The organism is Actinoplanes sp. KI2 (assembly GCF_025630775.1).
In the GTDB taxonomy this organism is placed as follows: Bacteria; Actinomycetota; Actinomycetes; order Mycobacteriales; family Micromonosporaceae; genus Actinoplanes.
Map to the genome: position 1 here is coordinate 22,995 of NZ_JAOSZE010000030.1, position 26,162 is coordinate 49,156.

A 26,162-nucleotide genomic window follows, 5' to 3' on the forward strand; every position below is an offset into this window, starting at 1 on the left:
GCTCCAAAAGGGCTAGCCGCGGAACCAGCGCTGCGGCCGGGGGTCGATGTTCTGCCAGATGTGCTTGATCTCGCGATACTCGTCCAGGCCGGTCGGGCCGAGCTCCCGGCCGGTCCCGGATTGCCGGAAACCGCCCCACTCGGCCTGCGGCACGTATGGATGGTAGTCGTTGATCCAAATTGTGCCGTGGCGGAGTCGCCCGGCGATTCGCTGCGCCTTGCCCGCGTCCTGGGTCCAGACCGCGCCGGCCAGGCCGTAGTGGGTGTCGTTGGCGATGCGCACCGCGTCATCCTCCCCGGTAAACGTTTCCACCGTGAGCACCGGACCGAACGACTCCTCGCGCACCACGCTCATCCCCGCCCGGCACCGGTCGAGCACCGTCGGCCGGTAATAGAAGCCCGGCCCGGACGGCCGCCGTCCGCCGCAGCGCAGCACCGCCCCCTCGGCGACACCGGCCGCGACGTAACCCTCCACTTTGGCCAGATGCGCCGCCGAGATCAGCGGTCCGGTCTCCGCGTCGGGATCGAACGGGCCGCCCAGCCGGATCCGCTCGGCTCCGGCCACGACCGCGTCGACGAACGCGTCGTGCAGGGACTCCTCGACGATCAGCCGTGCACCGGCCGAGCAGACCTGCCCGGAGTGCAGGAAGACGGCGGTGAGCGCGAAGTCGACCGCGGTCTCGAAGTCGGCGTCGGCGAAGACCACGTTCGGGTTCTTGCCGCCGAGCTCCAGGCACACCCGCTTCACCGTGCCGGCGGCGGCCGCCATCAGGGCGCGCCCGGTCGCCAGACCACCGGTGAAGGAGATCAGATCCACGTCCGGGTGTACGCCGAGGGGCGCACCGACCTCGGCGCCGGCGCCCAGGACCAGGTTGGCGACGCCGGGCGGCAGCCCCGCCTCGTCGAGCAGCCGCATCAGGTGCACGGCCGTGGACGGGGTCAGCTCGCTGGGCTTCAGGACGAACGTGTTGCCGGCCGCCAGCGCCGGGGCGACCTTCCACGAGGTCTGCAGCAGCGGATAGTTCCACGGCGTGATGAGCCCGCACACCCCGACCGGCTCGTGCACGATCCGGCTGATCGCGTCCGTCCGGCCGGTGTCGATGACCCGCCCGGCCTCGGTCGCCGCGATCCCCGCGTAATAGCGGAAGCAGGCGGCGACGTCGTCCATGTCGTACTCGCTCTCGACCAGCCGCTTGCCGGTGTCGAGCGACTCCGCCCGGGCGAGCTCCGCCCGGTCCCGCGCGATCAGGCCGGCCACCCGGGACAGCAGCGCGGCCCGCTCGATCGCCGGGGTGCCCGGCCAGGGCCCGTCGTCGAAGGCCCGCCGGGCGGCGGCGACGGCCGCCAGGGTGTCCGCGGGGCCGGCCTCGGCGACCGTGGCGACCAGGCTTCCGTCGGCGGGACAGCGGATCTCCCGCTGGCCGCCCGCCGCGGGTTCGCGCCACTCGCCGCCGATCAGGAGGTCCTTCATCGGCGCCCCTCCTCGGCGTGCCGGTAGAACGCGACCGGATTCGGCGCCAGCGGGGTGTTTCCCAGGATCAGGTCCGCGGCCTTCTCGGCGACCATCATCACCGGAGCGTAGATGTTGCCGTTGGTGACGTACGGCAGGACCGAGGCGTCGACGACGCGCAGCCCGTCGAGGCCGTGCACCCGCATGCTCGCCGGGTCCACGACGGACATGTCGTCGACACCCATCCGGGCCGTGCAGGAGGGATGCAGCGCCGTCTCCCCCTCCCGGGCCACCCAGTCGAGAATCTCCGCATCGGTCTGCACCGCCGGCCCCGGCGAGATCTCGCCGCCGTTGAACGGCTCCAGGGCGGGCTGGTTGAGGATCTTGCGGGAGACCCGGACGGCCTCGACCCACTCGCGACGGTCCTGCTCGGTGGAGAGGTAGTTGAACCGCAGGGCCGGATGCACCCGCGGATCCCGGCTGACGATCTTCACCGAGCCGCGGGCGTCGGAGTACATCGGACCGACGTGCACCTGGTAGCCGTGGCCGCCGGCCGGTGCGGAGCCGTCGTAGCGCACCGCGATCGGCAGGAAGTGGAACATCAGGTTGGGGTAGCCGACCTCGTCGTTGCTGCGGACGAACCCGCCCGCCTCGAAATGGTTGGTCGCACCCGGTCCGCGGCGCAGGAACAGCCACTGGGCCCCGATCCACGGCCGGTGGCGCCATTTCAGGTAGGGCTGCATCGACACCGGTTGGGTGCAGGCGTACTGGACGTACACCTCGAGATGGTCTTGAAGGTTCTCGCCGACGCCGGGGAGGTCGTGCACCGGCGTGACGCCCAGCTCGGACAGCTCGCCGGCGTTGCCGACCCCGGAGAGCTGCAGCAGCTGCGGCGAGTTGATCGCGCCGCCGCAGAGGATCACTTCCCCCGCGTACGCCCGGCGCGGAGCACCACGGCCGTGCGCGTACTCGACGCCGACCGCCCGCGTGCCCTCGAACAGCACCCGGGTGACGAAGGCCCGCGTGCGCACGGTGAGGTTCGGCCGCCGCATCACCGGGTGCAGATAGGCCCGCGCCGCCGACAGCCGCCGCCCGCGCCGGATCGTCCGGTCGAAGAGCCCGAAGCCCTCCTGCTGCTCGCCGTTGACGTCGTCGGTGGCGGGATAGCCGGCCTGCCGGGTCGCCGCCAGCATCGCCTGGAAGATCGGGTTGGTGCCGGGGCCACGCTCCAGCACGAGCGGGCCGTCGTGGCCGCGGAACCGGTCGTCCGGACCGGCCGCGAGGCACGACTCCATCCGCTGGAAGTACGGCAGGCAGTGCGCGTAGTCCCAGGTCTCCATGCCGGGATCGGCGGCCCACCGCTGGTAGTCCAGCGGGTTGCCGCGCTGGAAGATCATGCCGTTGATGCTGCTCGACCCGCCCAGCACCTTGCCGCGGGCGTGGTAGATCCGCCGGCCCCGCATGTGCGGCTCGGGCTCGGACTCGTACTTCCAGTCGTAGAGCCGGTTGCCGATCGGAAAGGTCAGCGCCGCCGGCATGTGGATGTAGACGTCCCACGGGTAGTCGGACCGCCCCGCCTCCAGCACGAGAACCTTGGTGGCGGGGTCGGCGGAGAGCCGGTTGGCCAGGGCGCAGCCGGCCGAGCCGCCGCCGACGATGACGAAGTCGTACCTCATGAGACCGCCACGTGGATCACGCCGTCGATCACTTCGGCTCGATGGGTACGGATCGGCTTCTTCGCCGGGGGCGCATCCACCTGCCCGGTCCGCAGGTCGAACCGGGAGGCGTGCAGCGGACACTCGACCTCGGCGCCCTCGAGCCAGCCGTCGGCCAGCGAGGCGTCCTGATGCGTGCAGGTGTCGTCGACGGCGTAGACCTCGCCGTCCTCGGTGTGGAAGATGGCCACCGGCGGATCGACCGCCCACCGGTACGCCTCACCACGGGGGATGGCGTCGAGCGGGCAGACGGGTCGCAACATCGGGGCTCCAGGCTGGCGGGTCAGGGCGCGGCGGTGGGGATCGGCGCGCGCAACTGGCGGCGCCACCGGGTGAAGAGCTTGGGCTGGTTCATGCCGAGCACGGCGACCGGTTGCCCGTCGCGCTCGTAGACGGCCAGGAAACTGCGCTGCCCGGTGTCGCCCTCGACGACCCGCACGGCGTCGCCGTCCTCGCGGTGCCCGGCGAACTGGATGCGGACGCCGTATTGGTCGGACCAGAAGTAGGGGATCTCGGGCCGCTCCGGCGGGCGCCGGCCCCCGCCGGCCAGCAGCGTCGCCACCGCGGTCGCGGGCTGCTCGAACGCGTGGGTCCAGTGCTCGACCCGGATGGCCCGGCCCGCGTACCGGTTGAAGGAGGTCGCGCAGTCGCCGGTGGCGACGACGTTGGGCAGGTTGGTCGCGCCCGACTCGTCGGTGACCACGCCGTCGGCGATCGCCAGCCCGGAGCCGGCCAGCCACTCCACATTGGGCCGGGCGCCGATCCCGACCAGCACGACATCGGCCGGCAACCGGGCGCCGTCGGCGAGCTCGACCGCCTCTTTTCTCAGGCCCGCGACCGGGACGCCGGTAAGCAGCCGTACGCCGTGGTCGCCGTGCAGACCGGCGCACACCGCGCCCATCTCGGCGCCGAGCGGCCCGGCGAGCGGGGCCGGGAGCGCCTCGACGACGGTGACCTCAAGACCGAGAGAGCGCGCGCTGGAGGCGACCTCGGCGCCGATGAAGCCGGCCCCGACGACCACCAGCCGCCGGCCGGGCCGGAGAGCGGCGCGCAGGGCGATCGCGTCGTCGAGGGTGCGCAGCGTGTGCACCTCGGCCAGGCCGTCGGTCGCCGGCAGCCGCCGGGCCCGCGCGCCGGTCGCCACGATCACGCCGTCGGCCCGGATCTCCGCGCCGTCGTCGAGCACGATGCGGCGGTTGCCGGGGTCGAGCCGGGCGGCCGGCGTGCCGAGCCGCCACCGCACGTCCAGGTCCTCGGCCGGGTCGGCCAGCGCCAGATCCGCCATCGAGCAGTCCCCGGTCAGGAACGCCTTCGACAGCGGCGGACGGTCGTACGGCTCATGCCGCTCCGCCCCGATGACCACGATCTCGCCCTCGAACGACTGGCGGCGCAGGGCACGCGCGGCGGCGAAGCCCGCGACGGCGGACCCGACGATCGCGATCCTGAGCACGTCACCGCCCCCATTGTTTCGTTGTGCAACACGAAACAGATCTTGAGATACGCAACAGCGTGCCCGCCGGAAGAGGGATAGTCAAGGCACGATCGTGGCTTATTGTTGCGCCATGAGCAACCAGTCCGGAACGGCGGTGGTCCAGTCCGTCGACCGCGCGCTCAGCATCCTGGAGATCCTGGCCCGCCGGAAGGACGCCGGCGTCACCGAGATCGGCCGGGAGCTCGGCGTGCACAAGTCCACCGCGTTCCGTCTGCTCGCCGCCCTGGAGACCCGCGGCTTCGTCGAGCAGACCGAGGACCGCGGCAGCTACCGCCTCGGCTTCGGCATCGTCCGGCTGGCCGGCGCGATCACCGCGCAGCTCGACCTGAACCGGCAGGGCCAGGACGCCTGCGAACGGCTCGCCGCGGACCTGGGCGACACCGTCAACCTGGCGATCCTCGACGGCCGCCGGGCCGTGAACATCAGCCAGAGCCGGGGCGCGGCGGCCGTGGCCAGCCACAACTGGATCGGCCAGCAGACTCCCCTGCACGCCACCTCCAGCGGCAAGGTCCTGCTGGCCTTCGGCCGGACGAGCGTCCTGGCGTCGGTCTTCGCCGAGCCCCTCGAGCGGTTCACCGACGCGACCGTCACCGACGTGGCGGCGCTCGCCGCCGAACTGGACCGGATCCGGGACGCCGGGTGGGCCTGCACCGCGGAGGAGTACGAGGTCGGCCTCAACGCCGTCGCCGCGCCGGTCCGCGGCGCCGACGGCTCGGTGGTGGCGGCGCTCAGCGTCTCCGGCCCGGCCTACCGGCTGGCCAACGACGCCTTTCCCGGCATCGCGCGGCGCGTGATCGAGGCGGCCGACGAGGTGAGCGAGCGGATGGGTTACGTCCGCTGAAAACCAGGGTGTTGTGTTGAGCGCAACGCGCATCGTACGGTGCAACTCTGGCCGTTGCGACGGAGTGTGTGCTCATGACCAGATCCCCCCGGGTAGTCATCATCGGCGCCGGCGTCGTCGGCAGCGCACTCGCGGACGAGGTGACCGAGCGCGGCTGGACCGATGTCACGGTCGTCGACCAGGGCGAGCTGTTCGCCACCGGCGGTTCCTCCTCGCACGCACCGGGCCTGGTGTTCCAGACGAACCCGTCGAAGACCATGACCGAGTTCGCCGCCTACACCGTCCACAAGCTCCACGGCCTGGGCTGCTTCCGGCAGGTCGGCGGGCTCGAGGTCGCCACCACCGAGGCCCGCTGGACCGACCTGCGCCGCAAGCACGGCTGGGCCACCTCGTGGGGCGTCGAGGCCACGCTGCTCGACCCGGACGAGTGCGCCGAACGGCACCCGCTGCTCGACCCGGCGACGATCCACGGCGGCTATTTCGTGGCCACCGACGGGCTGGCCGACGCGGTAGGCGCGGTGGAGGCCCAGGCCCGCCGGGCCATCGACCGCGGCGCCCGCTTCCTCGGCGGCCACACCGTCACCGGAATCGCCCGGGAGAACGGCCGGGTCACCGGCGTCGAGACCGACCGCGGCGACATTCCGGCGGAGATCGTGGTCTGCGCGGCCGGCTTCTGGGGACCGCGGATCGGCCGCCTGGTCGACCTCACCGTTCCGCTGCTGCCGCTGGCCCACCAATACGCCAAGACCGGGCCGGTCGCCGACCTGACCGGCACGCCGATCCTGCGCCACCAGGATCAAGATCTCTACTTCCGCGAGTACGGCGACCGGGTCGGCATCGGCTACTACGGGCACCGCCCGATGCCGGTCGACCCCGACGACGTCCCCTCCCCCGCCGACGCCCCGGTGATGCCGAGCATTCTGCCGTTCACCGAGGACGACTTCGCCCCGGCCTGGCGGGAGAGCGTCGCCCTGCTGCCCGGCCTGGCCGGCACCAAGGTGGAGGAGGGCATCAACGGCATCTTCTCGTTCACCCCCGACGGTTTCCCGATCATGGGCGAGCACCCCGGACTGAGCGGCTTCTGGGTGGCCGAGGCGGTCTGGGTGACCCACTCGGCCGGCGTCGCCCGCGCGATGGCCCAGTGGCTGGTCGACGGGCAACCTTCGACGGACGTGCACGAGTGCGACCTGAACCGCTTCGAGCAGGTCCACCTGGCGCCCGACTACATCGAGCAGCGCGGCAAGCAGAACTTCATCGAGGTGTACGACATCATCCACCCGCTGCAGCCGATGGAGCGCCCGCGACCGCTGCGCACCAGCCCGTTCTACCCCCGCCAGCGGGAGCTCGGCGCATTCTTCCTGGAGGGCACCGGCTGGGAGCGGCCTTACTGGTACGAGGCGAACGTCGCCCTGCCCGCCCCCGTCCCGCCGCGCGACGCGTGGTCGGCACGATACTGGTCGCCGATCGCCGCGGCCGAGGCCATCGCGACCCGCGAGCGGGTGGCCATGTACGACATGACGCCGCTGAAGCGCTTCGAGGTCAGCGGCCCCGGCGCGCTCGCCTTCCTGCAACGGCTCACCACCAACAACCTGGCCAAGTCGGTCGGATCCGTCACGTACACGCTGATGCTCGGCCACGACGGCGGCGTCCGCAGCGACCTGACCGTGGCCCGCCTCGCCGAGAATGTCTTCCAGGTCGGCGCCAACGGCCCCCTCGACGAGGACTGGATGCGGCGCCACCTGCCCGCCGACGGGGTCTCGGTCCGCGACATCACCGCCGGCACCTGCTGCATCGGCGTCTGGGGTCCCCTCGCCCGCGACCTCGTCCAGCCGCTGACCCGGACGGACTTCTCGCACGCCGCCCTCAAGTACTTCCGGGGCACGAGCGCCTACCTCGGCGAGGTTCCGGTCACCGCGCTGCGCCTGTCCTACGTCGGTGAGCTGGGCTGGGAGCTCTACACCTCCGCCGACCTGGGGCTCAAGCTCTGGGACACGCTCTGGCAGGCAGGCCAGGAGCACGGCGTCGTCGCGGCCGGGCGCAGCGCCTTCAACAGCCTCCGGCTGGAGAAGGGCTACCGCGCCTGGGGGATCGACATGACCACCGAGCACGATCCGTACGAGGCGGGCCTCGGCTTCGCGGTCCGGATGGAGAAGGGCGATTTCATCGGCCGCGCCGCGATCGCGGGCCGCTCCGAGCAGACGTCCCGGCGCCGGCTCACCTGCCTGACCCTCGACGACCCGGCCGCCGTGGTGATGGGCAAGGAACCGGTGTTCGCCGACGGCTCCCCGGTCGGCTACGTCACGAGCGCCTCGTACGGCTACAGCATCGGCCGGACCGTGGCCTACGCCTGGCTCCCGGGCGCGCTGGCGGCCCCCGGCACCGCCCTGGCCGTCGAGTACTTCGGCGAGCGGCTGCCGGCGACCGTGCAGGCGGAGCCCCTGTTCGACCCCACCATGGAACGCATCCGCCGCTAACGCGAGGTGTCATCGTGACCGCTGTCAGCCTGCCCCCGAGCCTGATTCCGACCCTCCCCGGGCGCTACTACACCGATCCCGAGATCTTCGCCCGGGAGCAGTCACGGATCTTCGAAACCATGTGGTTCTGCGCGGCCCGCTCCAGCGACCTGCCCAACCCCGGCAGCTTCCGCTCGGCCCGGGTCGGCCGGGAGAGCGTGCTGGTGGTCCGCGGCCGCGACGGCGCGCTGCGGGCCTTCCTGAACATCTGCCGGCACCGCGGGGCCACCCTCTGCACGCAGGAGAGCGGCGAGGTCAAGCGCGCCTTCCAGTGCATGTACCACGCCTGGACCTACGGGCTGGACGGCAAGCTGATCGCCGCACCCAACCTCACCAAGATGCCGGACCTCGACCGCACCGAGTACGGGCTGGTCCGCGTGCACCTGCGGGAATGGCTGGGCTATGCCTGGGTCTGCCTGGCCGACGAACCCCCGTCGTTCGAGACGGACGTGATGGGCGCGGTCACCGAACGCCTCGGCACGGCGACCGCGGTCGACGCGTACGGCATCGAAGGTCTCTCCGTCGGCAAGCGCATCACCTACGACGTACGGGCCAACTGGAAGTTGATCGTCGAGAACTTCATGGAGTGCTACCACTGCGCCACGATCCACCCCGAACTGACCGAGGTGCTCCCGGAGTTCGCCGGCGGCTACGCCGCGCAGTACTACGTCGGCCACGGCGCCGAGTTCGGCGAGGAGATCAACGGCTTCACGGTCGACGGCTCCGAAGGCTTCGCCAAGCTGCCCGGCGTCACCGACGAGCAGGACCGGCGGTACTACGCCGCCACCATCAAACCGCAGGTCTTCCTGAACCTGGTCCCCGACCACATCATCTTCCACCGGATGTATCCCCTGGCGGCCGACCGCACCGTCGTCGAATGCGACTGGCTCTACTCGGCCGACGTGGTGGCGTCGGACAGGGACATCTCGCGCTCGGTGGAGCTGTTCCACCGGGTCAACCTCCAGGACTTCGAAGCCTGCGAACGCTGCCAGCCGTCGATGAGCTCCCGCGCCTACGCCCGGGGCGGCGTCCTGGTCCCCTCCGAACACCACATCGGAGCGTTCCACGACTGGGTCACCGATCGGATCGGCCGCGCGGAGCAATAAATCACTTCGGCCGTCGGTACCATGGGCGAGGTGACGACCTTCCTGGTCCTTCTACGCGGCATCAACGTCGGCGGCAAGAACAAGGTTGCCATGGCGGATCTCAAGACATGCCTGGAAGGGCTGGGCCTTCGCGACGTCTCCACCTTTATCGTCAGCGGCAACGTCGTCCTGACCTCGGACCGGAACGCCGACGAGATCGCCGCCCAGATCGAAACGGCGCTCCCCCAGGCCTTCTCGCTCGACAGCGAGCTCATCAAGGTCCTGGTCCTCACCCGTGACCAGCTCCAGGCCGTCGTGGATCACCGGCCGAAGGGCTTCGGCGACCAGCCGGACAAATACCACAGCGACGCCATTTTCTTGATCGGCGTCGAGTCGGCCGAGGTGATGCCGATCTTCCACCCGCGCGAGGGCGTCGACCGCGTCTGGCCGGGCAAGGGCGTCGTCTATTCGGAGCGCCTGAGCGCGCAGCGCACCAAGAGCCGGCTGAGCGCGATGATGGCGTCGCCGCTCTACCAGTCGATGACCATTCGCAGCTGGAACACCACGGTCAAGTTGCTTGAACTGCTCAATGCCAGAGACACCCACGAGGACGGCTGCTTGGCCGAGCCCGACCTGGCCCTTCGGCCGGGAAGCTCTCCTTCATCCGGGTGATCCGGGCCGCCCTCATTCCCGGGCGTCCGAGGCCACGTCACAAACGGCGGCTGTCGTACTATGATCCCACGCTCGTGACGAGATTCCGGGCACGGGGGTTGAATCCCGATTCACTGCTGCTCCTGTCGTTGATCGCGGTAGCGGCACTTCTCCGGTTTTCCGGACGCCACTGGGTAGCGGGGGATTTCAGCGTTTTCATCCAGCCGTGGAGCCGGTACATCGCCGCCCACGGCTACTTCGCCGCGTTGAGCGACAACTTCGCCGACTACAACGTTCCCTACCTCTACCTGCTCACCCTGCTCACCTGGCTGCACACGCATACCTCCATCTCCCTGCTGTACCTGGTCAAGGGCCTGTCGATGGTGTTCGACGTGGTGCTCGCCTACTACGCCGCCCGGATCGTCGGACTGCGCTGGGCCGACCGCCGGATCGCGGCGCTGGGCGGCCTGGTGGTGCTGCTCCTGCCGACCGTCGTGATCAACAGCTCGTACTGGGCCCAGTGCGACTCGATCTACACCGCGTTCACCGTGGCCGGGCTGTACTACCTGCTGCGTGACCGGCTCTGGCTGTCCATGCTCTTCTTCGGGCTGGCGATCGCCTTCAAACTGCAGGCGATCTTCGTCTTCCCCCTGCTTCTGGTGCTGCTGCTGGCCGGCCGGATCAAACTGCGCCACCTGACGGTCATTCCGGCCGTCTATCTGACCCTGGCCATTCCGGCCTGGCTGGCCGGCCGCCCGCTCCGCGACCTCGTGCTGATCTACGCGGATCAGAGCGCCGAATATCAGGCGCTGTCGAAGCACGCGCCGACCCTCTTCGCGTTCATCAAGCCGGCGGCGGGGGTGCTCCCCTACTTCCGCAGCGCCGGCGTGCTGTTCACCGCGGCGGCCGTCCTGGTGCTGGCCTACGTGGTGGTGCTGCGCCGGATCCCGCTCGACCGGCTGCGGATCGTGCTGCTGGCCACGACCTACAGCATCCTGGTGCCGTTCCTGCTGCCCGGCATGCACGAACGCTACTTCATGCAGGCCGAGGTGCTCACCGTGATCGCGGCGCTGTACCTGCCGCGGAAGCTGTGGCCGGTCCCGCTTCTGGTGCAGGTCGCCTCGCTGATGTGTTACGTGCCCTACTTCCTGGATCCGAAGCATCCGAAGAACCCGATGCCGGAGCCGGTGAACTACCAGCTGTTGGCGGTGCTGATGCTGGCCGCCCTGCTGATCACCGGTGCGAACCTGCTGCGCCCGGATCAGCCGGCGCCACCACGAACAGAGCCGGCGGTGCCACCACGACCGGAACCGGCGGCGCCACCACGAACGGAACCGGCGGCCCGCCCGGTGCCGGAGCAGCGGTCACCCGAGACGACGGTTGCGGTACTGCAGCCGCCGGTCGTGATCTGAGCTCGGGACCCTCGGAAACAGCCGAGAGCCGGGGCCAGTGGCAGGACTTCCGCGCCGCGCTGGCGGAGCGGTACGGGCAGGACCGGGCGGCGCGCATGATCTGCGCGCTCACCCGGGACGATCCGGTCAGCCAGTGCCTTCGTCCGATGGGAGCGGCCGACGTCGGCCACCGCTCACGGAGCCGCACCGCGAGCCTCGGCATCCTGATCGTCGGTGGTGCGTCCTTCGCTCTGGTGGCCGGCGCGCTGATGCTGCGCGGGCAGCGCCGTGGCGCGAACAGGCGGATGCCCCTCAGACGTCGCTGAGGGGTGGGTTCAGGAAGATGTCGTTCTGCACGTCGACCACGCCGGGCACGTTGCCGGCGATGCGGACTGCCTCCTCGCGCTCGTGCTCCCGGTCGACCGTGCCGCTCAGCAGCACGGTGCCGTCGTCGACGGACGCGTCGACGGTGCCCGGGACCATGCCGTTGAGGCTGAGCGCGTGCAGCACGTCGGCGCGCAACTCGGCGTCGGCCCGCCGGTGCTCGGTCAGCAGGCGTACGTCGATGATGTTGTCGACGGCGGTGACCCCGTCGACGCGTTCGGCCGCCTTCTGCGCCTCCCGCTTCTGCCAGAAGCTGCCGACCGTCCCCCGCAGCAGAATCTCCCCGCCGTCGGCCACCACGTCGATCAGCGAGCTGTCCACCTTGGGATCGTCGGACAGCTCGGCGGCAACGTTCTGAGCCAGTTCCTCATCGGTCACCCCGGTTACGTTACTCAAAACCGGCCCGCCGGGCGGGAACCTACGAGAGCACCACCGGCACGGGCCGGAGCTCGACGCGGACCGGCGCGCCCACCGGCAACTCGGCGAGGCGGCCGCCGGTCACCTGGGCCACCACCAGCTGGTCGCCGAGCCCGACGGTGACCCGGCTGGTCGGGCCGAGGAAGCTCACCGACAGCACCCGGCCCGGACCCTCGGCCTCCGGCGTCACCTCGACGGCCTCCGGCCGCACCAGAGCCGTCACCGACGGCTCGGAAGGGCCTGCCCCCGGCGGCGACACCAGGGGCAGCCGGGTGCCGAGGACGATCACGCCGTCGCCGTCGAGGCGGCCCGGCAGGCGGTTGCTCAGGCCCACGAAATCCGCCACGAACGCGGTGGCCGGCTTCTGATAGACGTCGGCCGGCGTGCCCAGCTGCTCGAGCTTGCCGGCCCGCATCACGCCGACCCGGTCGGCGACCGAGAGCGCCTCCTCCTGGTCGTGCGTCACGAAGAGCGTGGTGGTGCCGACCTCGGTCTGGATCCGCTTGATCTCGTCGCGCAGCTGGACGCGCACCTTGGCGTCGAGGGCCGACAACGGCTCGTCGAGCAGCAGCACCTGTGGCCGGATGGCGAGGGCACGGGCCAGCGCCACCCGCTGTTGCTGGCCGCCGGAGAGCTGATGCGGCAAGCGGTCCGCGAGCGTGCCCAGCCCGACCAGGTCGAGCATCTCGGCGGCCCGGCCGGCAGTGCGCCTGCGGCCGCGCAGCTTCAGCCCGAACTCGACGTTGGCCAGGGCGGTGAGGTGCGGGAAGAGGCTGTACGCCTGGAACACCATGCCCATGTCGCGCTGGTTGGCCGGCCGCGCGGTGACGTCCGCGCCGCCGACCAGCACCTGCCCGGAGTCGGCGTCTTCCAGCCCGGCCAGCACCCGTAGCGCGGTGGTCTTCCCGCAGCCGGACGGCCCGAGCAGCGCGACCAGTTCGCCCGGCTCGATCGCCAGGTCGAGCCCGTCGAGCGCGTGCAGGCCGCCGAAGGTCTTGTGCAGTTCCTTCAGCCGGACGGCCACACCGGACTCGTTCACGCGTTACTCCTTGCGAGTAGAGACAGGCGCCACGCCGCGCCGGCCGCCGAGCAGCGACAGCAGCAGGAGCAGGACGAACGCCAGCAACAGCGCCGCCAGCGAGACGGCCACCGACATCGTGGCGCTGCTCTTGCCGAGGAAGTTGATGGCGACCTGCACGTTGGTGCGGTTGAGCAGCGAGGCGACGGTGAACTCGCCGAGCACCAGCGCCACCGTCAGGAAGGCCGCGGAGAGCACCGCCGAGCGAATGTTCGGCAGCACCACCCGCCACATCACCGTCGTCCAGCCCGCGCCGAGGCTGCGGGCGGCCTCGGCGAGCGTGCGCACGTCGATCGCGGACAGGCCGGCGTCGATCGCGCGATAGGCATAGGGCAGAACCAGGATGGTGTACGCGAAGACCAGAGTCAGCGACGAGCCACCGAGGAAGTACGTGACCCACGCGTACACCGGGGCCAGCCCCACCACCAGGACGATCGCCGGGATGGTCAGCGGGAGCAGGCAGATGAACTCGACGAACCGCCGCAGCCGGGGCAGCCGGATCCGGACCCAGATCGCGGTCGGCACCAGCAGCACCAGCATCAGCAGCGAGGTGAGCGCCGCCTGCCCGAGCGAGGCGATGATGCCGGCCGACAGGTCCGGGTAGGTCGCGCTGAGCCGGGGCCAGTCGACGAGCAGCCGCCACGTCCCGCCGCCGCCCCGCGTCGTGAACTCGACCATCGCGAACAGCGGCAGCAGGAAGAAAACGCCGAGCACGACCAGCACCGTCCAGCGGAACGCCCGCTGCCGGCGGGCCCGGCGCGCCCTCAGCCCAGCCATCGCGCGGTTCTCCGCTGCAGGAGCGCGTACAGCGACATCACCACGGACACCACGACGACCATGCCGAGCGCCATCGCCTTGCCGAGGTTCTGCTGGCCGAGCACCACCTCACTGGTCAGCGCCGTGCGGATCTGCAACGGGATGATCGGGTTGCCCTGGCTCACCAGGGCGGCCGCCGTCGCGTACGCGGAAAAGGCGTTGGCGAAAAGCAGCAGCGTGGAGCCGAGGAACGCGGGGGCGAGCAGCGGACCCGCCACCCGGGTCCAGTACTGCCGGGTGGAGCCGCCCAGGCTCTCGGTCGCCTCCCGCCACTGCGGGCGGATGCCGTCGAGCGCCGGCAGGAACACGATCACCATGAGCGGGATCTGGAAGTACGTGTAGACGAGCGCGAGGCCCGGCAACTCGAACAGCCAGACCCCGCCCGCGTAGATGTCGATGCCGAGGTGATCACGCAGGAACACCGTGACGAAGCCGGACAGGCCGATGGTGGCGAGGAACGCGAACGCGAGGGTGACCCCGCCGAACTGGGCGAGCACGCCGGACGCGGCGGTGACCACCCGCCGCAGCACCCCGCCGGGCCGGGCGGTCACCAGCGCGTACGCCAGCAACGCGCCCAGCACGGCGCCGATCGCCGCGGTGACCGCGGACAGCACGATGCTGCGGCCGAAGGCGGCCAGGATGTACTGGTCGCCGAGCGCCGACAGGTTGGCCGTCGTGAAGCCGCCGTCGCCGGCGAACGCGCCGATCACGACGACCAGGGTGGGCACGACCAGAAAGATCGCGACGTACGCGAAGAACGGGACCGTGCCCAGCAGGCTGCGGGCGTTGCGCATGGTCAGCCGATGGCCTTCTGCCAGTTCGCCGCCAGGTAGTCCTTCGCCTTCTTGGTCTGGTCCTCGGTCAGGAACACCGGCGTGCCCTCGACCTTGGGCAGGGCCGCGAACGCGGTCGCGTCGATCGTGCCGGCCTTCTGCATGGCGTCGGCGCGAACCGGCCGGGCGCTGCCCTTGAGCCAGAGGTTCTGGCCCTGGTCGGAGTAGAGGAACTCCTCCCACAGCCGGGCGGCGGCCGGGTGCGGGGCGCCCTTGTTGATGGCCTGCACGTAGTACGAGCCGAGCACCGCGTTCGGCAGAACGACCGTCTTCCAGTCCATCTTGCCCTTGAGCTTGGCGCCCTGGGCGACGTTCAGATAGTCCCAGTCGAAGACGACGGGCGTCTGGCCCGACTCGACGGTGGCCGAGGTCGGATCGACCGGCAGGAAGTTGCCGGCCTTCTTCAGCTTGCCGAAGAAGTCGACGCCGGGCGCGATGTCGTCGGCGGAGCCGCCGCTGCCGAGCGAGGCCATCATGACGCCGGAGAACGCCGCGCCGGCCTGCGTCGGGTCGCCGTTGAGCGCGACCTTGCCCTTGTACTCCGGCTTGAGCAGATCGGCGACGCTCGTCGGTGCCGGGACCTTTGCGCTGTCGTACCCGATCGACATGTAGCCGCCGTAGTCGTTGACCCAGGTCCCGTTGGCGTCCTTGAGGGTGGCCGGGATGTCGCCGAAGGTGGCCACCTGGTACGGCGCGAACATCGCTGTGTTGGCCGACGCGACCGCGCCGCCGAGGTCGAAGACGTCCGGCGCGCCGCCCTGGCCCTTGAGCTGGTTGGCGGCGTTGATCTCGTCCTGGCTGGACCCGTCCGGCTGCGCCGAGTTGACCTTGATCCCGTACTTGTCGCCGAACGTCTTGATGATCTCGCCGTAGTTCGCCCAGTCCGGCGGGAGCGCGATGACGTTGAGCTGTCCCTCCTTCTTGGCCGCCGCGACCAGCGCGTCCATCCCGCCGAGGGCGGCGGCGCTGGTGGCGGTGGCCGCGCCGGAGGAGTTCGACTCGGTCTTCTTCTCGGGCGGCGAGCACGCCGCGAGCGAGGCAAATGTCGTGGCAGCCAGCAGAGCGGCCGCGGTACGCCCAAGAGTTCGCACGATTACCCCTTCCCGGCGGCGGCACCCGCCGCCTGAAGTGGATCGTGGAGACACCGAGTGAAGGGACGGCGACGCTGAGGCATCGATAAGGTCACGAGGTGGTTGAGGGCTTGCTCATCTCGCGGGCGCGGCGTTCGCCGATGAAGTCACGGCCGAACATGGCCAGCAGGATCGTCAGGACCAACCCCGTTCCGTACGGTGCGAGCACCAGCGCCAGCAGGCCGTTCGGGAAGAACGTGCCGGGACCGCCGGCCCGGTCGTCGAGGGGGGCCGCGGCGATCTTGCGAAGTCCGGATCGGACGCCGGCTACCGCGGTCAGGTCGTAGACGACGGCCAGGGCGATCCGGACGGCGTCGTCGCCGTCGCCGACGATGCCGATGGTGAAACCGACCGCCATACCGCCCACCAGGGCGAGCGCCAGCACCATGAGGACGACCGCACCGACCCGGCGGCGCCAGTAGGCGGGCCCGCGGGCCTGCCAGGTCTGGCCGAGGAACGGGACCGGGATGACGCCGTCGTGCAGCCGGGCCTCGAGGCGCAGCCGGGCGTCACGTTCGTCGGCGGGTTTGCTGGCTTTGCTCATGGACGTCAGCTCTCGTCAGAACAGGTTCTTCACACCGTGCCAGAGGCTCTCGGCGGCTTCCTTCGGGTGTTGGATGTCGTGCCCGACCTTGTGGTACATGCCGACGACGTCCTGGTCCCAGGTGGCCTTGCCGCTGTCGGCGAAGCCCTCGCCGACGCCGACCACCCAGCCGTCCTCGGTGATGTGCTCGGTCCAGTGTCCCTCGTGACCGGCCTCGTAGCCGAAGGCGCCCACCCCGTACGAGGTGAACGGCGCGAGCACCGGCCCCACGTACGGGATGCAGTCGGTGGCCATCCCGGTGCCGATCGCCGCCGCGTTCGAGCCGCCGTCCACCAGCATCGCGTGCGTCCAGGACCAGCCCTTCTCGTGGTCCTCCTTCGCCTGCGCCCAGGTGGCGAACCCGCCGAGCACCACGTCGACCGCCGGCACGCCGTCGAGCATCCGGGACAGCTTCCCGCCGTCCTGCAGCACGCCGAGGCCGTCCGCGATGTCGCCCAGCGAGCTGCCCAGGAAGTGCCCGCCCTTGAAGTGGCCGGCCAGCTTCTCGGCGGCCGACAGGTCGGTGGTCAGCAGCTTGCGTTCGGCGCGCATCTCGGCCAGCTCGGCGGTCAGCGCCTTCTTCTCCGGCGAGCCCGCCGGCGTGTGCTTTCGGGTGTACTGGGTGTCCTTGTAGCGACGGTTGAAGGCGTCCAGCTTGCCCTTGGCGTCCGCGGCGTACTCGTTCGGCAGCGCGTAGTAGCCCTTCAGGGACGCGGCCAGGATCGCGACGTCGGCCGACTTCAGGAACGAGGTGGGCTCGCCGGCGATGGCGGCGGCGATCTCGTGCAGCATGTCGCTCGCCTCGTCCCGGGCGTCCTGGGCGGCCTGAACCGCTGCGGCCCGGTCGGTCGAGTACCGCTTCATCGCCGCCAGGACCGGCTCGGTGTAGACGCCGGGCGGCACCGAGCCGTCGGCCGCGACCGGCACCTTGGCGTCGAGCGCGTCCGAGACCGCCTGGTCGAGTTGACGCTGCGCCGCTTCGAGGCCGGAGGCGAGCGTGCCGAGTACCGTGCCGGCCAGCTTGACGCAGCTGCCGAGTTGAATCACCGCGGCGGCGTCCTGCTCCCAGGCGCCCTTGAACTCCTCGGCCGCCGAGCCGGACCAGCCGGCGTCGCCGATCAGCTGGTCGACCCGCTTGCTCAGCGCCTCCGCGCTGCCGTGCATCTCCTCGACCACCCCGGTCAGCGAGCCGGCGACCCGGTGCAGGCCGCCGATGTCCCCGGCGATCCTCATGCCTCTCCGATCACCTTGTTGTAGAGCGCGACCACGTCCGAGTCGTTCTCCTTGTAGTCGTCGTGGCACTCGCGCAGCTTGGTGCCGTGCTCGCCCATGGCCTTGCTGATCCCGGCGTTCAGCGACGCGAACAGCGACAGCACCGCCGCGATCCCCGCGTCGACCGTCGCGTCGCCCCCGTCGACCGGGGGCGGCGCCATCCGCGGCCGCAGGCCGGCGAACTCGCCCGACTCGCTGCTGAACGCCCCGGCCAGGTCGCCCAGATCGCCGTAGACGACCTGATATCCCGCGCCCATCACTCCTCCTCCGCCGCGTGCCGGACGTCCTGGCCCGACCAGCGCCAGATGTCGCCGGCGTAGACCGGATCGACCTCGATGTGGTCGACACCCTGGGTGCGCAGCCACACCACGAAGGCGTACATCGGCACGCCCACCCAGGGCTGGAACGGGCCGAGGGTCCGCACCAGGTTTCCGACCGAGCTGAAGGCGAGCGCCACCCGCTCACCGGACTCGGCGAGCCGTCGCAGCTCGACCGCCGGTTCCCGGTCGCCACCCTCGCGCACCGGCCGGGCCGGCACGAACACCACGTCGGCGTCTCCCGGAAGCTCCATCGATCACCACCCCCGCCGATTTCCACCGCACGGTATCAACGACGCGCAGCGCCGTCCGCCCTGCTCGGCGGCGGGGTGAGGTGGGCGTCAGGCGATGGGCACGTCCAGCCACGATTGGCTACCGAAAGTAATCGTGGAGTCGCTGGTATTGGCGTCCAGGTACAGCGGGTCCTTGGTGTCGACGACCAGGGCGAGGCGGTGGCCGGCCGGAAGGTCGTACGCGGTGGCCTGCAGCGGCAGGTCGAGGGTGGCGGGAGAGGCCGGCCAGGTGGTCGGGGCATGCGAGAACAGCCTGCCGAAGCCGAGCGCATTCACGTCGTAGAGGTACGCGATGACCGTGCCCGCCGGCCGCGTGGAGCTCACCGGCGCGTGCAGGCGGGGCACTCCCCGGATCTTCCAGCCATCGGCCGGCGCGGCGCCGGACAGCCACACCCCGGCGTCGTGGCGCGACACCGCCGGCAGCCACGCGATCGGCGGGATGCCGGTCAGACCCTCGAGCCCGTTGGTCAGCAGGGCCGTCCCGCCGTCGGCGACGGTGTCGTCGCCGGCCTGGATCGGCCAGGTCCACGTGCTACCCGCCGACGCCTGGCCCAGACCGCCGGTGGCCCGCCAGCCGTGCGGCACGCCGAGCGGGTCGCGGTCGACGTGCTCGGTCACGTGCGCCCAGTCGGGGTAGTACTCGACCGCGTCGGAGTTGTGCGGGCGGAGCACGACGCCGGGTTCCGCGCCGGCACCGGTGTCGATGCCGCGCAGGTACTGGTCGAACCAGAGCCGCACGCTGGTCCACACGTGGTTCTGGATGCCGGTCAGGCCGGGAAGCTCCACGGTGGCGTGGTCGCCGGGCGCGAGTTCGAGGCGTTTCGGCGTGCGCAGCGCGGTGTAGAAGTCGATCATCTGGTTGGCCGGGAAGACGCTGTCGCCGAAGCTGTGCGCGATGAGGACCGCCGGGTTGTTGCGGTTGATCGCGTCCATCGAGTATCGGACGGACCGTTCCCGCGCCCACTGCTCGCGGCCCTCGACGTTGCGGTTGGCCCAGTAGTCGGCCAGGATCCGGTTCATCTCCGGCGACGGGCGCCCGAGGAGCCGGCCCGTGGTCTGCAGGAACCACGCCGACTGTGCCCGGCGGGTGTTCTCGCCGGTCATCGAGGCGACCAGGTCGGCCCATCCGCTGAGCGAGCCCACCGCGCGGATCCGCGGGTCGTGCGCGGCGGCGAGCAGGCTGATCCCGCCGCCGTAGGACATTCCGACGATGCCGATCCGCTGCGGATCGACGCGGGTGTGCGCGATGAGCCAGTCGACCGCGGTCGATGCGTCCGCGACGTCCTTCGGGCCGGCCACGTCGATCGTGCCGCCGGAGAGCCAGAACCCGCGCGTGGTGTACGACAGGACGACGTACCCGGCCTCGGCGAACTGCTTCTCCTGCGCGAGGTACTGGAGGTCGTTGAGCGCCCAGCTGGCCACGAACACGATGCCGGGATGGGTGCCCGGGGTGGCCGGCTCGATCACGTTGGATTTGAGCGCCACCCCATCGGCGGCGGTGATGTCGTTGAAGCGGAAACCGGTGGTCGGCCCGTCGGCGGCGCGCGCCGCAGCCGGGGCGACCGCCACCACCAAGGACGTCAAGAGCAGCGAGAGTACGACTACAAGACGGCGCATCGACGATTCCCGTTCCCCTAAAGTTACCGGACGGTAACAGGGTTCGGTAGGCTATCGACATATGGCTATGGCGAGACCACAAAGTACGCAAATGATGAACAAATAGGAGAAATCAGTAGCGTTGGATGGGGATGCAGTTGCCCGTGTGGTAACTGCCGTCGTAAGCCTTCGCGAGCCCGTGCCCGCTGTCGGCGATGCGGGCACACACCTTCTCGGCGTCGCCGATGGCCTGGAAGTCGGGGTCCGAGGTCTTGCGCACCGAAGGCTGCTGGTCCTCGAAGTAGTACTTGCTGTGTTTGACGACCTGGCTGCCCATTGTCGACTCGTCCGGGCTGGCGCCGTCGCCTCCGTAGATGTGCAGGTGGAAGCCGTTCTTGATGTCCGGGCGACTGCCGTGCCACTCCGCCTGGTACCAGACGGTGAACGTGTTGCCGTGCAGGGTGGCCTTGGTCAGGCAGACCCAGCGGGCGCTCATCTTCATCTCGGCGGTGCACTTCTCGTCCGCGGCGAAGGCTGCGGCCCGCTGAGCGACGGGAGCAGATGACGGGACCGCCGCCGCGGCCGTCACCTTCGGGCCGCGCGGCCGGGTCAGCGCCCAGGCGGTGCCGCCGGTAGCCAGCACCAGAACGGCGGCCGCCGCGGCGGCGAGTGCCGTGACCCGTCGACGGGCCGGCTTCGCGGGCTGCGCCGGTGGCCATGCGGGCGGCGCGGCGACCGGGTCGGCCCCCATCGCCGGGCCGACCGGGGCGCGGCCCGCGAAACCGGCCGCCGGCACCAAGGGCCGCCTCGGGAGCGTGGGGCCGGCGGCGAGCGCCGCACCGGTCGTCGGCGTCTGGCCGACCGATTGGGCAAGCACGGGGACCTCGCCGGTCGACTCGGACAGCGCCTCAGCAGAGGCCGGCGTCCTCGCGACCTCCGGGAGCCGCGCGACCACCGTGCTCGCCGCGACCTCCGGGAGCGGCGAGGCCGCCGGGCTCGCCGCGACGTCCGTGAGCGTGGGGGCGGCCGGGCTCGCCGATGCCGGAGCGGTCCCGGTGATCGCGCTGCCCGCCTGCCAGGCCGCGCCGAGCGCGACCGCGTGGTCGGGACTGGCGTTGACCTGGACCGGGCGGCCCAACCCGGAGCTGACCATCTGCGCGACGATCGGCATCCGCGAGGAGCCACCCACCAGCAGCACCGACCCCAACGACTGCGGCGTGTACCCGGCGGAGCGGACCGTCCGGCGCAAGGCCTCGATCGAATCCGCCAGCAGCGGTCGGACCAGCGCCTCCAGCTCGGCTCGAGTCAGCCGGACCTCCCCGCCCGCGCCCGACAGCGGCACCGGGATCACCGCGTCCGTGTCGGCGGAGAGCGCCTCCTTGGCCTGGACGCACTCGGCGCGCAACCGCGCGGCGGCGGGTTCGTTCGGGTCGAGCGCGCCGCCGGCCGACGCGGTGACGTGGGCGAAGATCGCGTCGTCGAGCTCGATGCCGCCGAGGCGCTCGTTCGCCTCCGGCTCACCGGTCAGGTCGAAGCCGTCCGAGGTCTTGCGCAGCACCGCCGCCTCGAAGATCCCGCCGCCCAGGTCGTAGACGGCCACCACCGCACCCGGTCCCAGCCGCTTCTGCTGAGCGTGGAAGCACGCCGCCGCCTGCGGCTCGGTGCTGAACCGGACCGGACCGTCGAGGTCGGCGAGACGGACCACCTGGTGCAGCAGATCCATCTTGTACGGTCCCCAGGCCGCCGGATGCGTGATGCAGACCGACGCCGGCGGGCCGCCTTCGCGGGCGGACACCAGGTCAAGCACCGACCGCAGCAGCCGGGCGGTCAGCGCCGTGGCCGAGTACGGTGCGCCGCCCAGCAGGATCGGGGCGGTGTCGCCCAGACGCCGCTTGAGCTGCCGGACGACCCGGTCCGGCTCGCTGAGCCCGCGGCGGCTCGCGGCCTCCCCGGTCAGGATCTCACCGTCGGTACGCAGGAACACGGCCGACGGGATCGCCGCCGATCGACTGCCCAGGGAGACCATCTCCACACGACCGTCCCGCCAGACTGCGGCGGAGGTGTACGTGGTTCCGAGGTCGATACCGACTGCATACATCGCAAGCGCTCCCGAAGTCGACGAGTTGATCGGTGGGCGTCAAAGCACCAGTCAGCCCGTATGAGGAACGCCAACCCCGGCGCCGGGGTTCAGAAGCGAGCCTTACGACCCCGCGTCGAATCGGGCGCGAGCCTGAAAGACGCGGTCCATGTGGGTCTCTGCCCAGGTCTTGATCGCGAGCATCACCGGGAGCAGCTCGCGGCCGAGCGGGGTGAGCTCGTAATCGACCCGGACCGGCACCGACGCGGTCACGGCGCGCGAGAGCAGACCGTCGCGTTCCAGCGTGCGCAGCGTCTGGGTGAGCATTTTCTGGCTGACGCCGGCGATGCGCCGGGCGAGCTCGCTGTGCCGGTGCGGACCGTCGGCGAGGGCCGCGATCACCAGCGCCGCCCATTTGTCGGTGAGCGTGCTCAGCAGTTCCCGGGTCGGGCAGCCCGCCAGGAACGCGTCGTAGTCGCGTTTGGCCTGCTCGCGGCGTTGTCCAGCAGTCGTCGTCACCATCTGCCACCCCTCGCTGGTGCCTTAGGCACTTCCAGGTACCTACTTTCTCACGGTGCCCAAGGGCACCTACGGTGAACGAGCTCATGACGTTCAGCGGAGGGTACGGCGATGCGCGCAGTCAGCTATGCACAGTTCGGCGGGCCGGAGGTCTTGCAGGTGACGGACCTGCCGGTGCCGCAGCCGGGTCCGGGTCAGGTGCGGGTACGGGTGGCCGCGTCCGCCGTACACCCGGTTGATCTCATGATTCGCGCCGGTCGGTTCCCGGCGCCCCTACCGGCCGATCTGCCGTACGTCCCCGGGTGGGACGTGGTCGGCACGGTCGACGCGGTGGGACCCTCCGTCGCGGAGCTCACGGTGAACGACGAGGTGATCGGCTTCTCGCCCTGGCTGCGCACCGCCGTCGGCGCCCACGCGGAGTACGTGGTCCTCGAGGCCGGATGGCTGACCGCCGTGCCCGCCGGCATTCCCGCCGAAGAGGCCGCGCCGCTGCCGACCAACGGCCTCACCGCCGCGCAGTCCCTCGACCTGCTCGCGCTCCCGGCCGGCTCGTCCGTGCTCGTCACCGGCGCCGCGGGCCAGGTCGGCGGGTTCACCCTGGCGCTGGCCCGGGTCGCCGGCCTGCACGCCACCGGGCTGGCGGGCCCCGGCGACCGAGAGTTCGTCGAGTCGCAGGGCGCGGCGTTCGTGCCCCGCTCGGACGGTCCGATCCCGGTGGCGGCCGGCGGCTTCGACGCGGTCGTCGACCTCGCGGTGCTCGGCCCGTCGCTGATGGACCTGGTCCGGGACGGCGGCGGGTACGTGGCCGCCTCTCCCCCGCTGCGCCCGGAGCCGACGAGGGGGATCCGGACGTTCGCGCTGAGCGTGGAGCCCGACGGCGCCCGGCTGGCCGAGCTGGTGAAACTGGCGGAGAGCGGCGAGATCCCGCTGCGGGTCGCCGGCGTCCACTCGTTCACCGACTCGGCGGCGGCCCACAACCGGCTGGCCCAGGGCGGAGTCCGCGGCGGCGTAGTGATCGTTCCGTAGTGCCTACGTCGCGGATCGGCTCAGCCAGTACGCCCGGAACTCGGTGAACCGGCCGTCGGCCACCGCGACCACGTTGGTGCCGTGCATGTGGACCGGTTCTCCCGCCGGGTTCCGGCCCTCGGCCCGCCACTCCAGCGCGGCACGCGGTCCGGCGGGGAAATCGCCGACCAGGTCCACTCGCAACTCGGGCAGCGCGGCCAGATTCGCCGCGTAGTACGGCCGGATCGCGTCCCGGCCGCGCAGCTCCCGGCCGTCCGGCGCGACGAACCGGGCGTCCTCGGCGAAATGGTCGAGGATGGCGTCGAGATCGCGCCGGCCCTCGGCCCCGAAGTACGAGGCGGTGACCTGAGCGGGCGTGGCGGCAAGGGCGTGCAGCATCGCGGCCGCGACCCCGGCGGCGCTGGCGGGGTTCTGCCCGGTGACGAGCCGGCCGTCGCGCACCACCCACGGCTGGAAGTCGGGGGCGCCGGTGTGCCGCGCGCCCCGCTCGATCAGCCGCGTCTGCAGCGGGAACGGCACGACGTCGGTCAGCCCCACCGCCCGCTCCTCGCTGTCGGTGAACGCCGCCACGTCCCTGCCGGCGACGAGGAGCGAGCCGTCGGACAGCCGTAGGTCGACCAGGGCCGCCGGGCCGTGGCAGACCGCGCCGACGACGCCGCCCCGCTCGTACACGGTGCGCCCGAGCGTGGCGAGCGCGGCCGAACCGGGGAAGTCCCACATCGTGCCGTGGCCGCCCGCGTAGAGGATGGCGGCGTAGTCGGCGCCGTCGACCTCGTCGGGGGTCGGCGTCGCGGCGAGCTGGGCGGCGATGTGCGGGTCGTCGAGGAACGCCGCCTGCACCGGGTCGGCGCGGTCCTCGCCGTCGCGCGGTGGCTCGCCGCCCCGCACCGAGACGAGGTCGACGGCGTACCCGGCGTCGGTGAACACCCGCCACGGGTGGGCGGCCTCGGCGACGTAGAAGCCGGTGGCGCGGCCGCTCGCGCCGAGCTCGGCGTGGCTGGTCAGCGCGATGAGGATCTTGCCGGTGTGCATCGGGTTCCCTTCGGTGTACGGGCGTTGCCGAAGCCAAGGTTGGCGCTGCGGACGCCGATCACACAAATGAAGATCTTTACCGCTGCCATCAGTATGGTGATGGCATGGTCTCGCTCGACCTGCTGCGCACCTTCCTCGCCGTGTACCGGGAGGGCTCCCTCACCCGGGCCGCGCGCCGGCTCGGGCTGTCCCAGCCGGCGGTCACGATCCAGCTGCGCCTGCTGGAGGAGCGGCTGGGCCGGCCGCTGTTCACCCGGTTGCCCCGGGGCGTGGCGCCGACCCCGGCCGCCGACCTGCTGGCCCGCCGGATCGCCGACCCGCTCGACCAGCTCGCCGCGTTCGCCGCCGCCGGCCTCGACGAGCCGGCCGACTCGTTCGGCGGGATCGTGCACCTCGGCGCGCCGGTCGAGCTCGTCACGGCCCGGGTGCTGCCCGCCCTCGCCGACCTGGTCGGCCGGGGCCTGGAGCTACGGGTCACCATCGGCGTCTCCGACGAGCTGCTGCAGGGCCTGCGCTCGGGCGCGCTCGACCTGGCGGTGCTGACCGCCCGCCCGCGCCGTCGCGGCCTGCGCGCCGAGCCGCTGCTGGACGAGGAGTTCGCGCTGGTCGCCGCGGAGCCGTGGACGACTCGCCTGGCCGGTGCCGACGACCTCGCGGCGGCGCTCGCGGCGGCGCCGCTCATCGCGTACGCCGAGGAGCTGCCGATCGTCCGGCGGTACTGGCAGAGCGTCTTCGAGGTCCGCCCGGCGCTCCAGGCGGCCCTGGTGGTGCCCAACCTGCACGCCGTGCTCGCCGCGGTCCGCGCCGGTGCCGGGTACAGCGTGCTGCCCACCTACCTGTGCGCCGACGACCTGGCCGCGAACCGGCTGACCGTCCTGCACGAGCCCCCGGTCCCACCGCTGAACACGCTGTTCTTGGCCAGCCGCGCCGACACCGCACTGACCGGCGCGGTCAATGCCGTACGGGAACGACTCCTGACCCGGCTGGTTGACTGGCCCGCATGATCGGTCGCCTGGCCCTGGACGAACAACTCGTCGCGCTCGAGTCCGCGCTGTCGCGCAACAGCATCCTGCTGGAGGTCCTGAACCGCGCCGCCGGCCTCGAGCTGCCGGACTGGTACCTGACCGCCGGCTGCCTGGTCCAGACCGTGTGGAACGTGGTCACGAACCGGCCGGCCACCAGCGGCATCAAGGACTACGACCTGTTCTACTTCGACCGCGGCGACCTCTCCTGGACCGCCGAGGACCGGGTGATCGAGGCCGCCCGGCAGGCCTTTGCGGACCTTCCCGCCGAGGTCGAGGTCCGTAACGAGGCGCGGGTTCATCTCTGGTACGAGCAGAAGTTCGGCACCGCCTGCCCGCCGTACGACTCCACCGAGGCGGCGATCGACTCGTTCGCGGCCACGACCTGCTGCCTCGGCGTACGCCTGGAAGCGGGCGGACGGTGGCGCATCTACGCGCCGCACGGCCTTGCCGACGTGTTCAACCTCGTCGTACGGCCGAATCCGGTGCTCGCCCCGAAAGCCGTCTACGAGGCCAAGACCGCCCGCTGGCGCCGGCAGTGGCCCGAGCTCACGGTGATGAAATGGCCCGAGGCGTGAAGCGGCGCCATCGCGACCCGGGCTGCCGCGCCCGGCTCGAGCGGCGGCACGG

Annotated in this window: 25 protein-coding genes; 8 read left to right on the top strand and 17 right to left on the bottom strand. The window is 71.3% G+C overall.

The annotated features are described in order from the left end of the window. Positions 1-12: 12 nt before the first annotated feature. From ODJ79_RS29325 to ODJ79_RS29340, 4 genes are read right to left on the bottom strand one after another with little or no spacing between them, the layout of a single operon-like run. Positions 13-1,470 carry an aldehyde dehydrogenase family protein gene (locus ODJ79_RS29325; RefSeq protein WP_263026838.1) on the bottom strand — a complete coding sequence of 486 codons (1,458 nt, stop codon included), beginning with the start codon at positions 1,468-1,470 and terminating at the stop codon, positions 13-15. After that, positions 1,467-3,125 (bottom strand): choline dehydrogenase, encoded by a 1,659-nt coding sequence (gene betA, locus ODJ79_RS29330; protein ID WP_263026839.1) that lies wholly within the window; start codon positions 3,123-3,125, stop codon positions 1,467-1,469. The genes ODJ79_RS29325 and betA overlap by 4 nt, the downstream gene beginning before the upstream one ends. After that, positions 3,122-3,427 carry a bifunctional 3-phenylpropionate/cinnamic acid dioxygenase ferredoxin subunit gene (locus ODJ79_RS29335; protein ID WP_263026840.1) on the bottom strand — a complete coding sequence of 102 codons (306 nt, stop codon included), beginning with the start codon at positions 3,425-3,427 and terminating at the stop codon, positions 3,122-3,124. The genes betA and ODJ79_RS29335 overlap by 4 nt, the downstream gene beginning before the upstream one ends. Before the next feature lie 20 nt (positions 3,428-3,447). Next, complete coding sequence (locus ODJ79_RS29340; RefSeq protein WP_263026841.1) at positions 3,448-4,614, bottom strand: NAD(P)/FAD-dependent oxidoreductase; 1,167 nt, start codon at positions 4,612-4,614, stop codon at positions 3,448-3,450. A 112-nt stretch (positions 4,615-4,726) separates the two neighbouring features. On the opposite strand from ODJ79_RS29340, the gene ODJ79_RS29345 reads away from it, so the two are divergent. From ODJ79_RS29345 to ODJ79_RS29365, 5 genes are all read left to right on the top strand, one after another. Then, complete coding sequence (locus ODJ79_RS29345) at positions 4,727-5,497, top strand: IclR family transcriptional regulator (RefSeq protein WP_263026842.1); 771 nt, start codon at positions 4,727-4,729, stop codon at positions 5,495-5,497. Positions 5,498-5,571: 74 nt separating this feature from the next. Beyond that, on the top strand, positions 5,572-7,971 hold the full coding sequence (locus tag ODJ79_RS29350) for an FAD-dependent oxidoreductase (protein WP_263026843.1): 2,400 nt from the start codon (positions 5,572-5,574) through the stop codon (positions 7,969-7,971). Between the two features lie 14 nt (positions 7,972-7,985). Then, the gene (locus ODJ79_RS29355; RefSeq protein ID WP_263026844.1) at positions 7,986-9,116 is read left to right on the top strand and encodes an aromatic ring-hydroxylating oxygenase subunit alpha; all 1,131 of its coding nucleotides are present in this window, start codon (positions 7,986-7,988) and stop codon (positions 9,114-9,116) included. Between the two features lie 21 nt (positions 9,117-9,137). Beyond that, positions 9,138-9,767: a DUF1697 domain-containing protein gene (locus tag ODJ79_RS29360; RefSeq protein WP_263026845.1), complete on the top strand. Its 630-nt coding sequence runs from the start codon at positions 9,138-9,140 to the stop codon at positions 9,765-9,767. 74 nt (positions 9,768-9,841) lie between these two features. After that, a complete protein-coding gene (locus ODJ79_RS29365) occupies positions 9,842-11,158 on the top strand; it encodes a hypothetical protein (protein WP_263026846.1) in 1,317 nt (438 codons plus the stop codon). A 291-nt stretch (positions 11,159-11,449) separates the two neighbouring features. Here ODJ79_RS29365 and ODJ79_RS29370 read toward each other — a convergent pair whose 3' ends face one another. The 12 genes from ODJ79_RS29370 to ODJ79_RS29425 all read right to left on the bottom strand — a co-directional run bounded on the left by ODJ79_RS29370 (position 11,450) and on the right by ODJ79_RS29425 (position 22,455). After that, a complete protein-coding gene (locus ODJ79_RS29370; RefSeq protein WP_263026847.1) occupies positions 11,450-11,899 on the bottom strand; it encodes a BON domain-containing protein in 450 nt (149 codons plus the stop codon). 40 nt (positions 11,900-11,939) lie between these two features. After that, positions 11,940-12,977 (bottom strand): ABC transporter ATP-binding protein, encoded by a 1,038-nt coding sequence (locus ODJ79_RS29375; RefSeq protein ID WP_263026848.1) that lies wholly within the window; start codon positions 12,975-12,977, stop codon positions 11,940-11,942. 3 nt (positions 12,978-12,980) lie between these two features. Next, positions 12,981-13,793 carry an ABC transporter permease gene (locus ODJ79_RS29380; RefSeq protein WP_263026849.1) on the bottom strand — a complete coding sequence of 271 codons (813 nt, stop codon included), beginning with the start codon at positions 13,791-13,793 and terminating at the stop codon, positions 12,981-12,983. Next, positions 13,781-14,626 (bottom strand): ABC transporter permease, encoded by an 846-nt coding sequence (locus ODJ79_RS29385; protein WP_263026850.1) that lies wholly within the window; start codon positions 14,624-14,626, stop codon positions 13,781-13,783. The genes ODJ79_RS29380 and ODJ79_RS29385 overlap by 13 nt, the downstream gene beginning before the upstream one ends. A gap of 2 nt (positions 14,627-14,628) precedes the next feature. Beyond that, the gene (locus ODJ79_RS29390; RefSeq protein ID WP_263026851.1) at positions 14,629-15,756 is read right to left on the bottom strand and encodes an ABC transporter substrate-binding protein; all 1,128 of its coding nucleotides are present in this window, start codon (positions 15,754-15,756) and stop codon (positions 14,629-14,631) included. A gap of 91 nt (positions 15,757-15,847) precedes the next feature. Continuing rightward, positions 15,848-16,339, bottom strand: a complete 492-nt coding sequence (locus ODJ79_RS29395; protein ID WP_263026852.1) for a hypothetical protein — start codon at positions 16,337-16,339, stop codon at positions 15,848-15,850. Positions 16,340-16,354: 15 nt separating this feature from the next. Then, a complete protein-coding gene (locus ODJ79_RS29400) occupies positions 16,355-17,611 on the bottom strand; it encodes a WXG100 family type VII secretion target (RefSeq protein WP_263026853.1) in 1,257 nt (418 codons plus the stop codon). Beyond that, positions 17,608-17,907 (bottom strand): DUF6317 family protein, encoded by a 300-nt coding sequence (locus tag ODJ79_RS29405; protein ID WP_263026854.1) that lies wholly within the window; start codon positions 17,905-17,907, stop codon positions 17,608-17,610. The genes ODJ79_RS29400 and ODJ79_RS29405 overlap by 4 nt, the downstream gene beginning before the upstream one ends. Next, positions 17,907-18,221: an SAV_915 family protein gene (locus tag ODJ79_RS29410; protein ID WP_263026855.1), complete on the bottom strand. Its 315-nt coding sequence runs from the start codon at positions 18,219-18,221 to the stop codon at positions 17,907-17,909. The genes ODJ79_RS29405 and ODJ79_RS29410 overlap by 1 nt, the downstream gene beginning before the upstream one ends. Positions 18,222-18,308: 87 nt before the next feature. Continuing rightward, on the bottom strand, positions 18,309-19,844 hold the full coding sequence (locus tag ODJ79_RS29415; RefSeq protein WP_263026856.1) for a CocE/NonD family hydrolase: 1,536 nt from the start codon (positions 19,842-19,844) through the stop codon (positions 18,309-18,311). 145 nt (positions 19,845-19,989) lie between these two features. Next, the gene (locus tag ODJ79_RS29420) at positions 19,990-21,954 is read right to left on the bottom strand and encodes an Hsp70 family protein (RefSeq protein WP_263026857.1); all 1,965 of its coding nucleotides are present in this window, start codon (positions 21,952-21,954) and stop codon (positions 19,990-19,992) included. Positions 21,955-22,056: 102 nt separating this feature from the next. Further along, positions 22,057-22,455, bottom strand: coding sequence for a winged helix-turn-helix transcriptional regulator (locus ODJ79_RS29425; protein ID WP_263026858.1), 399 nt, complete (start codon positions 22,453-22,455; stop codon positions 22,057-22,059). Between the two features lie 108 nt (positions 22,456-22,563). On the opposite strand from ODJ79_RS29425, the gene ODJ79_RS29430 reads away from it, so the two are divergent. Next, positions 22,564-23,478 (top strand): NADP-dependent oxidoreductase, encoded by a 915-nt coding sequence (locus ODJ79_RS29430; protein WP_263026859.1) that lies wholly within the window; start codon positions 22,564-22,566, stop codon positions 23,476-23,478. Positions 23,479-23,481: 3 nt separating this feature from the next. Here ODJ79_RS29430 and ODJ79_RS29435 read toward each other — a convergent pair whose 3' ends face one another. Further along, positions 23,482-24,510 carry a nuclear transport factor 2 family protein gene (locus ODJ79_RS29435; RefSeq protein WP_263026860.1) on the bottom strand — a complete coding sequence of 343 codons (1,029 nt, stop codon included), beginning with the start codon at positions 24,508-24,510 and terminating at the stop codon, positions 23,482-23,484. A gap of 104 nt (positions 24,511-24,614) precedes the next feature. On the opposite strand from ODJ79_RS29435, the gene ODJ79_RS29440 reads away from it, so the two are divergent. Further along, complete coding sequence (locus tag ODJ79_RS29440) at positions 24,615-25,514, top strand: LysR family transcriptional regulator (protein WP_263026861.1); 900 nt, start codon at positions 24,615-24,617, stop codon at positions 25,512-25,514. Then, positions 25,511-26,110 (top strand): nucleotidyltransferase family protein, encoded by a 600-nt coding sequence (locus ODJ79_RS29445; protein ID WP_263026862.1) that lies wholly within the window; start codon positions 25,511-25,513, stop codon positions 26,108-26,110. Before ODJ79_RS29440 ends, ODJ79_RS29445 begins: the two co-directional genes overlap by 4 nt. Positions 26,111-26,162 lie beyond the last annotated feature (52 nt).

What these genes read in the sequence shown, in the direction of transcription:
- betA (WP_263026839.1), bottom strand. Translation starts at nt 3,125, where the DNA reads ATGAGGTACGACTTCGTCATCGTCGGCGGCGGCTCGGCCGGCTGCGCC.
- ODJ79_RS29440 (WP_263026861.1), top strand. Translation starts at nt 24,615, where the DNA reads ATGGTCTCGCTCGACCTGCTGCGCACCTTCCTCGCCGTGTACCGGGAG.
- ODJ79_RS29385 (WP_263026850.1), bottom strand. Translation starts at nt 14,626, where the DNA reads ATGCGCAACGCCCGCAGCCTGCTGGGCACGGTCCCGTTCTTCGCGTAC.
- ODJ79_RS29345 (WP_263026842.1), top strand. Translation starts at nt 4,727, where the DNA reads ATGAGCAACCAGTCCGGAACGGCGGTGGTCCAGTCCGTCGACCGCGCG.
- ODJ79_RS29335 (WP_263026840.1), bottom strand. Translation starts at nt 3,427, where the DNA reads ATGTTGCGACCCGTCTGCCCGCTCGACGCCATCCCCCGTGGTGAGGCG.
- ODJ79_RS29380 (WP_263026849.1), bottom strand. Translation starts at nt 13,793, where the DNA reads ATGGCTGGGCTGAGGGCGCGCCGGGCCCGCCGGCAGCGGGCGTTCCGC.
- ODJ79_RS29445 (WP_263026862.1), top strand. Translation starts at nt 25,511, where the DNA reads ATGATCGGTCGCCTGGCCCTGGACGAACAACTCGTCGCGCTCGAGTCC.
- ODJ79_RS29420 (WP_263026857.1), bottom strand. Translation starts at nt 21,954, where the DNA reads ATGTATGCAGTCGGTATCGACCTCGGAACCACGTACACCTCCGCCGCA.
- ODJ79_RS29405 (WP_263026854.1), bottom strand. Translation starts at nt 17,907, where the DNA reads ATGGGCGCGGGATATCAGGTCGTCTACGGCGATCTGGGCGACCTGGCC.
- ODJ79_RS29350 (WP_263026843.1), top strand. Translation starts at nt 5,572, where the DNA reads ATGACCAGATCCCCCCGGGTAGTCATCATCGGCGCCGGCGTCGTCGGC.
- ODJ79_RS29410 (WP_263026855.1), bottom strand. Translation starts at nt 18,221, where the DNA reads ATGGAGCTTCCGGGAGACGCCGACGTGGTGTTCGTGCCGGCCCGGCCG.
- ODJ79_RS29360 (WP_263026845.1), top strand. Translation starts at nt 9,138, where the DNA reads ATGGGCGAGGTGACGACCTTCCTGGTCCTTCTACGCGGCATCAACGTC.
- ODJ79_RS29435 (WP_263026860.1), bottom strand. Translation starts at nt 24,510, where the DNA reads ATGCACACCGGCAAGATCCTCATCGCGCTGACCAGCCACGCCGAGCTC.
- ODJ79_RS29395 (WP_263026852.1), bottom strand. Translation starts at nt 16,339, where the DNA reads ATGAGCAAAGCCAGCAAACCCGCCGACGAACGTGACGCCCGGCTGCGC.
- ODJ79_RS29325 (WP_263026838.1), bottom strand. Translation starts at nt 1,470, where the DNA reads ATGAAGGACCTCCTGATCGGCGGCGAGTGGCGCGAACCCGCGGCGGGC.
- ODJ79_RS29430 (WP_263026859.1), top strand. Translation starts at nt 22,564, where the DNA reads ATGCGCGCAGTCAGCTATGCACAGTTCGGCGGGCCGGAGGTCTTGCAG.
- ODJ79_RS29425 (WP_263026858.1), bottom strand. Translation starts at nt 22,455, where the DNA reads ATGGTGACGACGACTGCTGGACAACGCCGCGAGCAGGCCAAACGCGAC.
- ODJ79_RS29400 (WP_263026853.1), bottom strand. Translation starts at nt 17,611, where the DNA reads ATGAGGATCGCCGGGGACATCGGCGGCCTGCACCGGGTCGCCGGCTCG.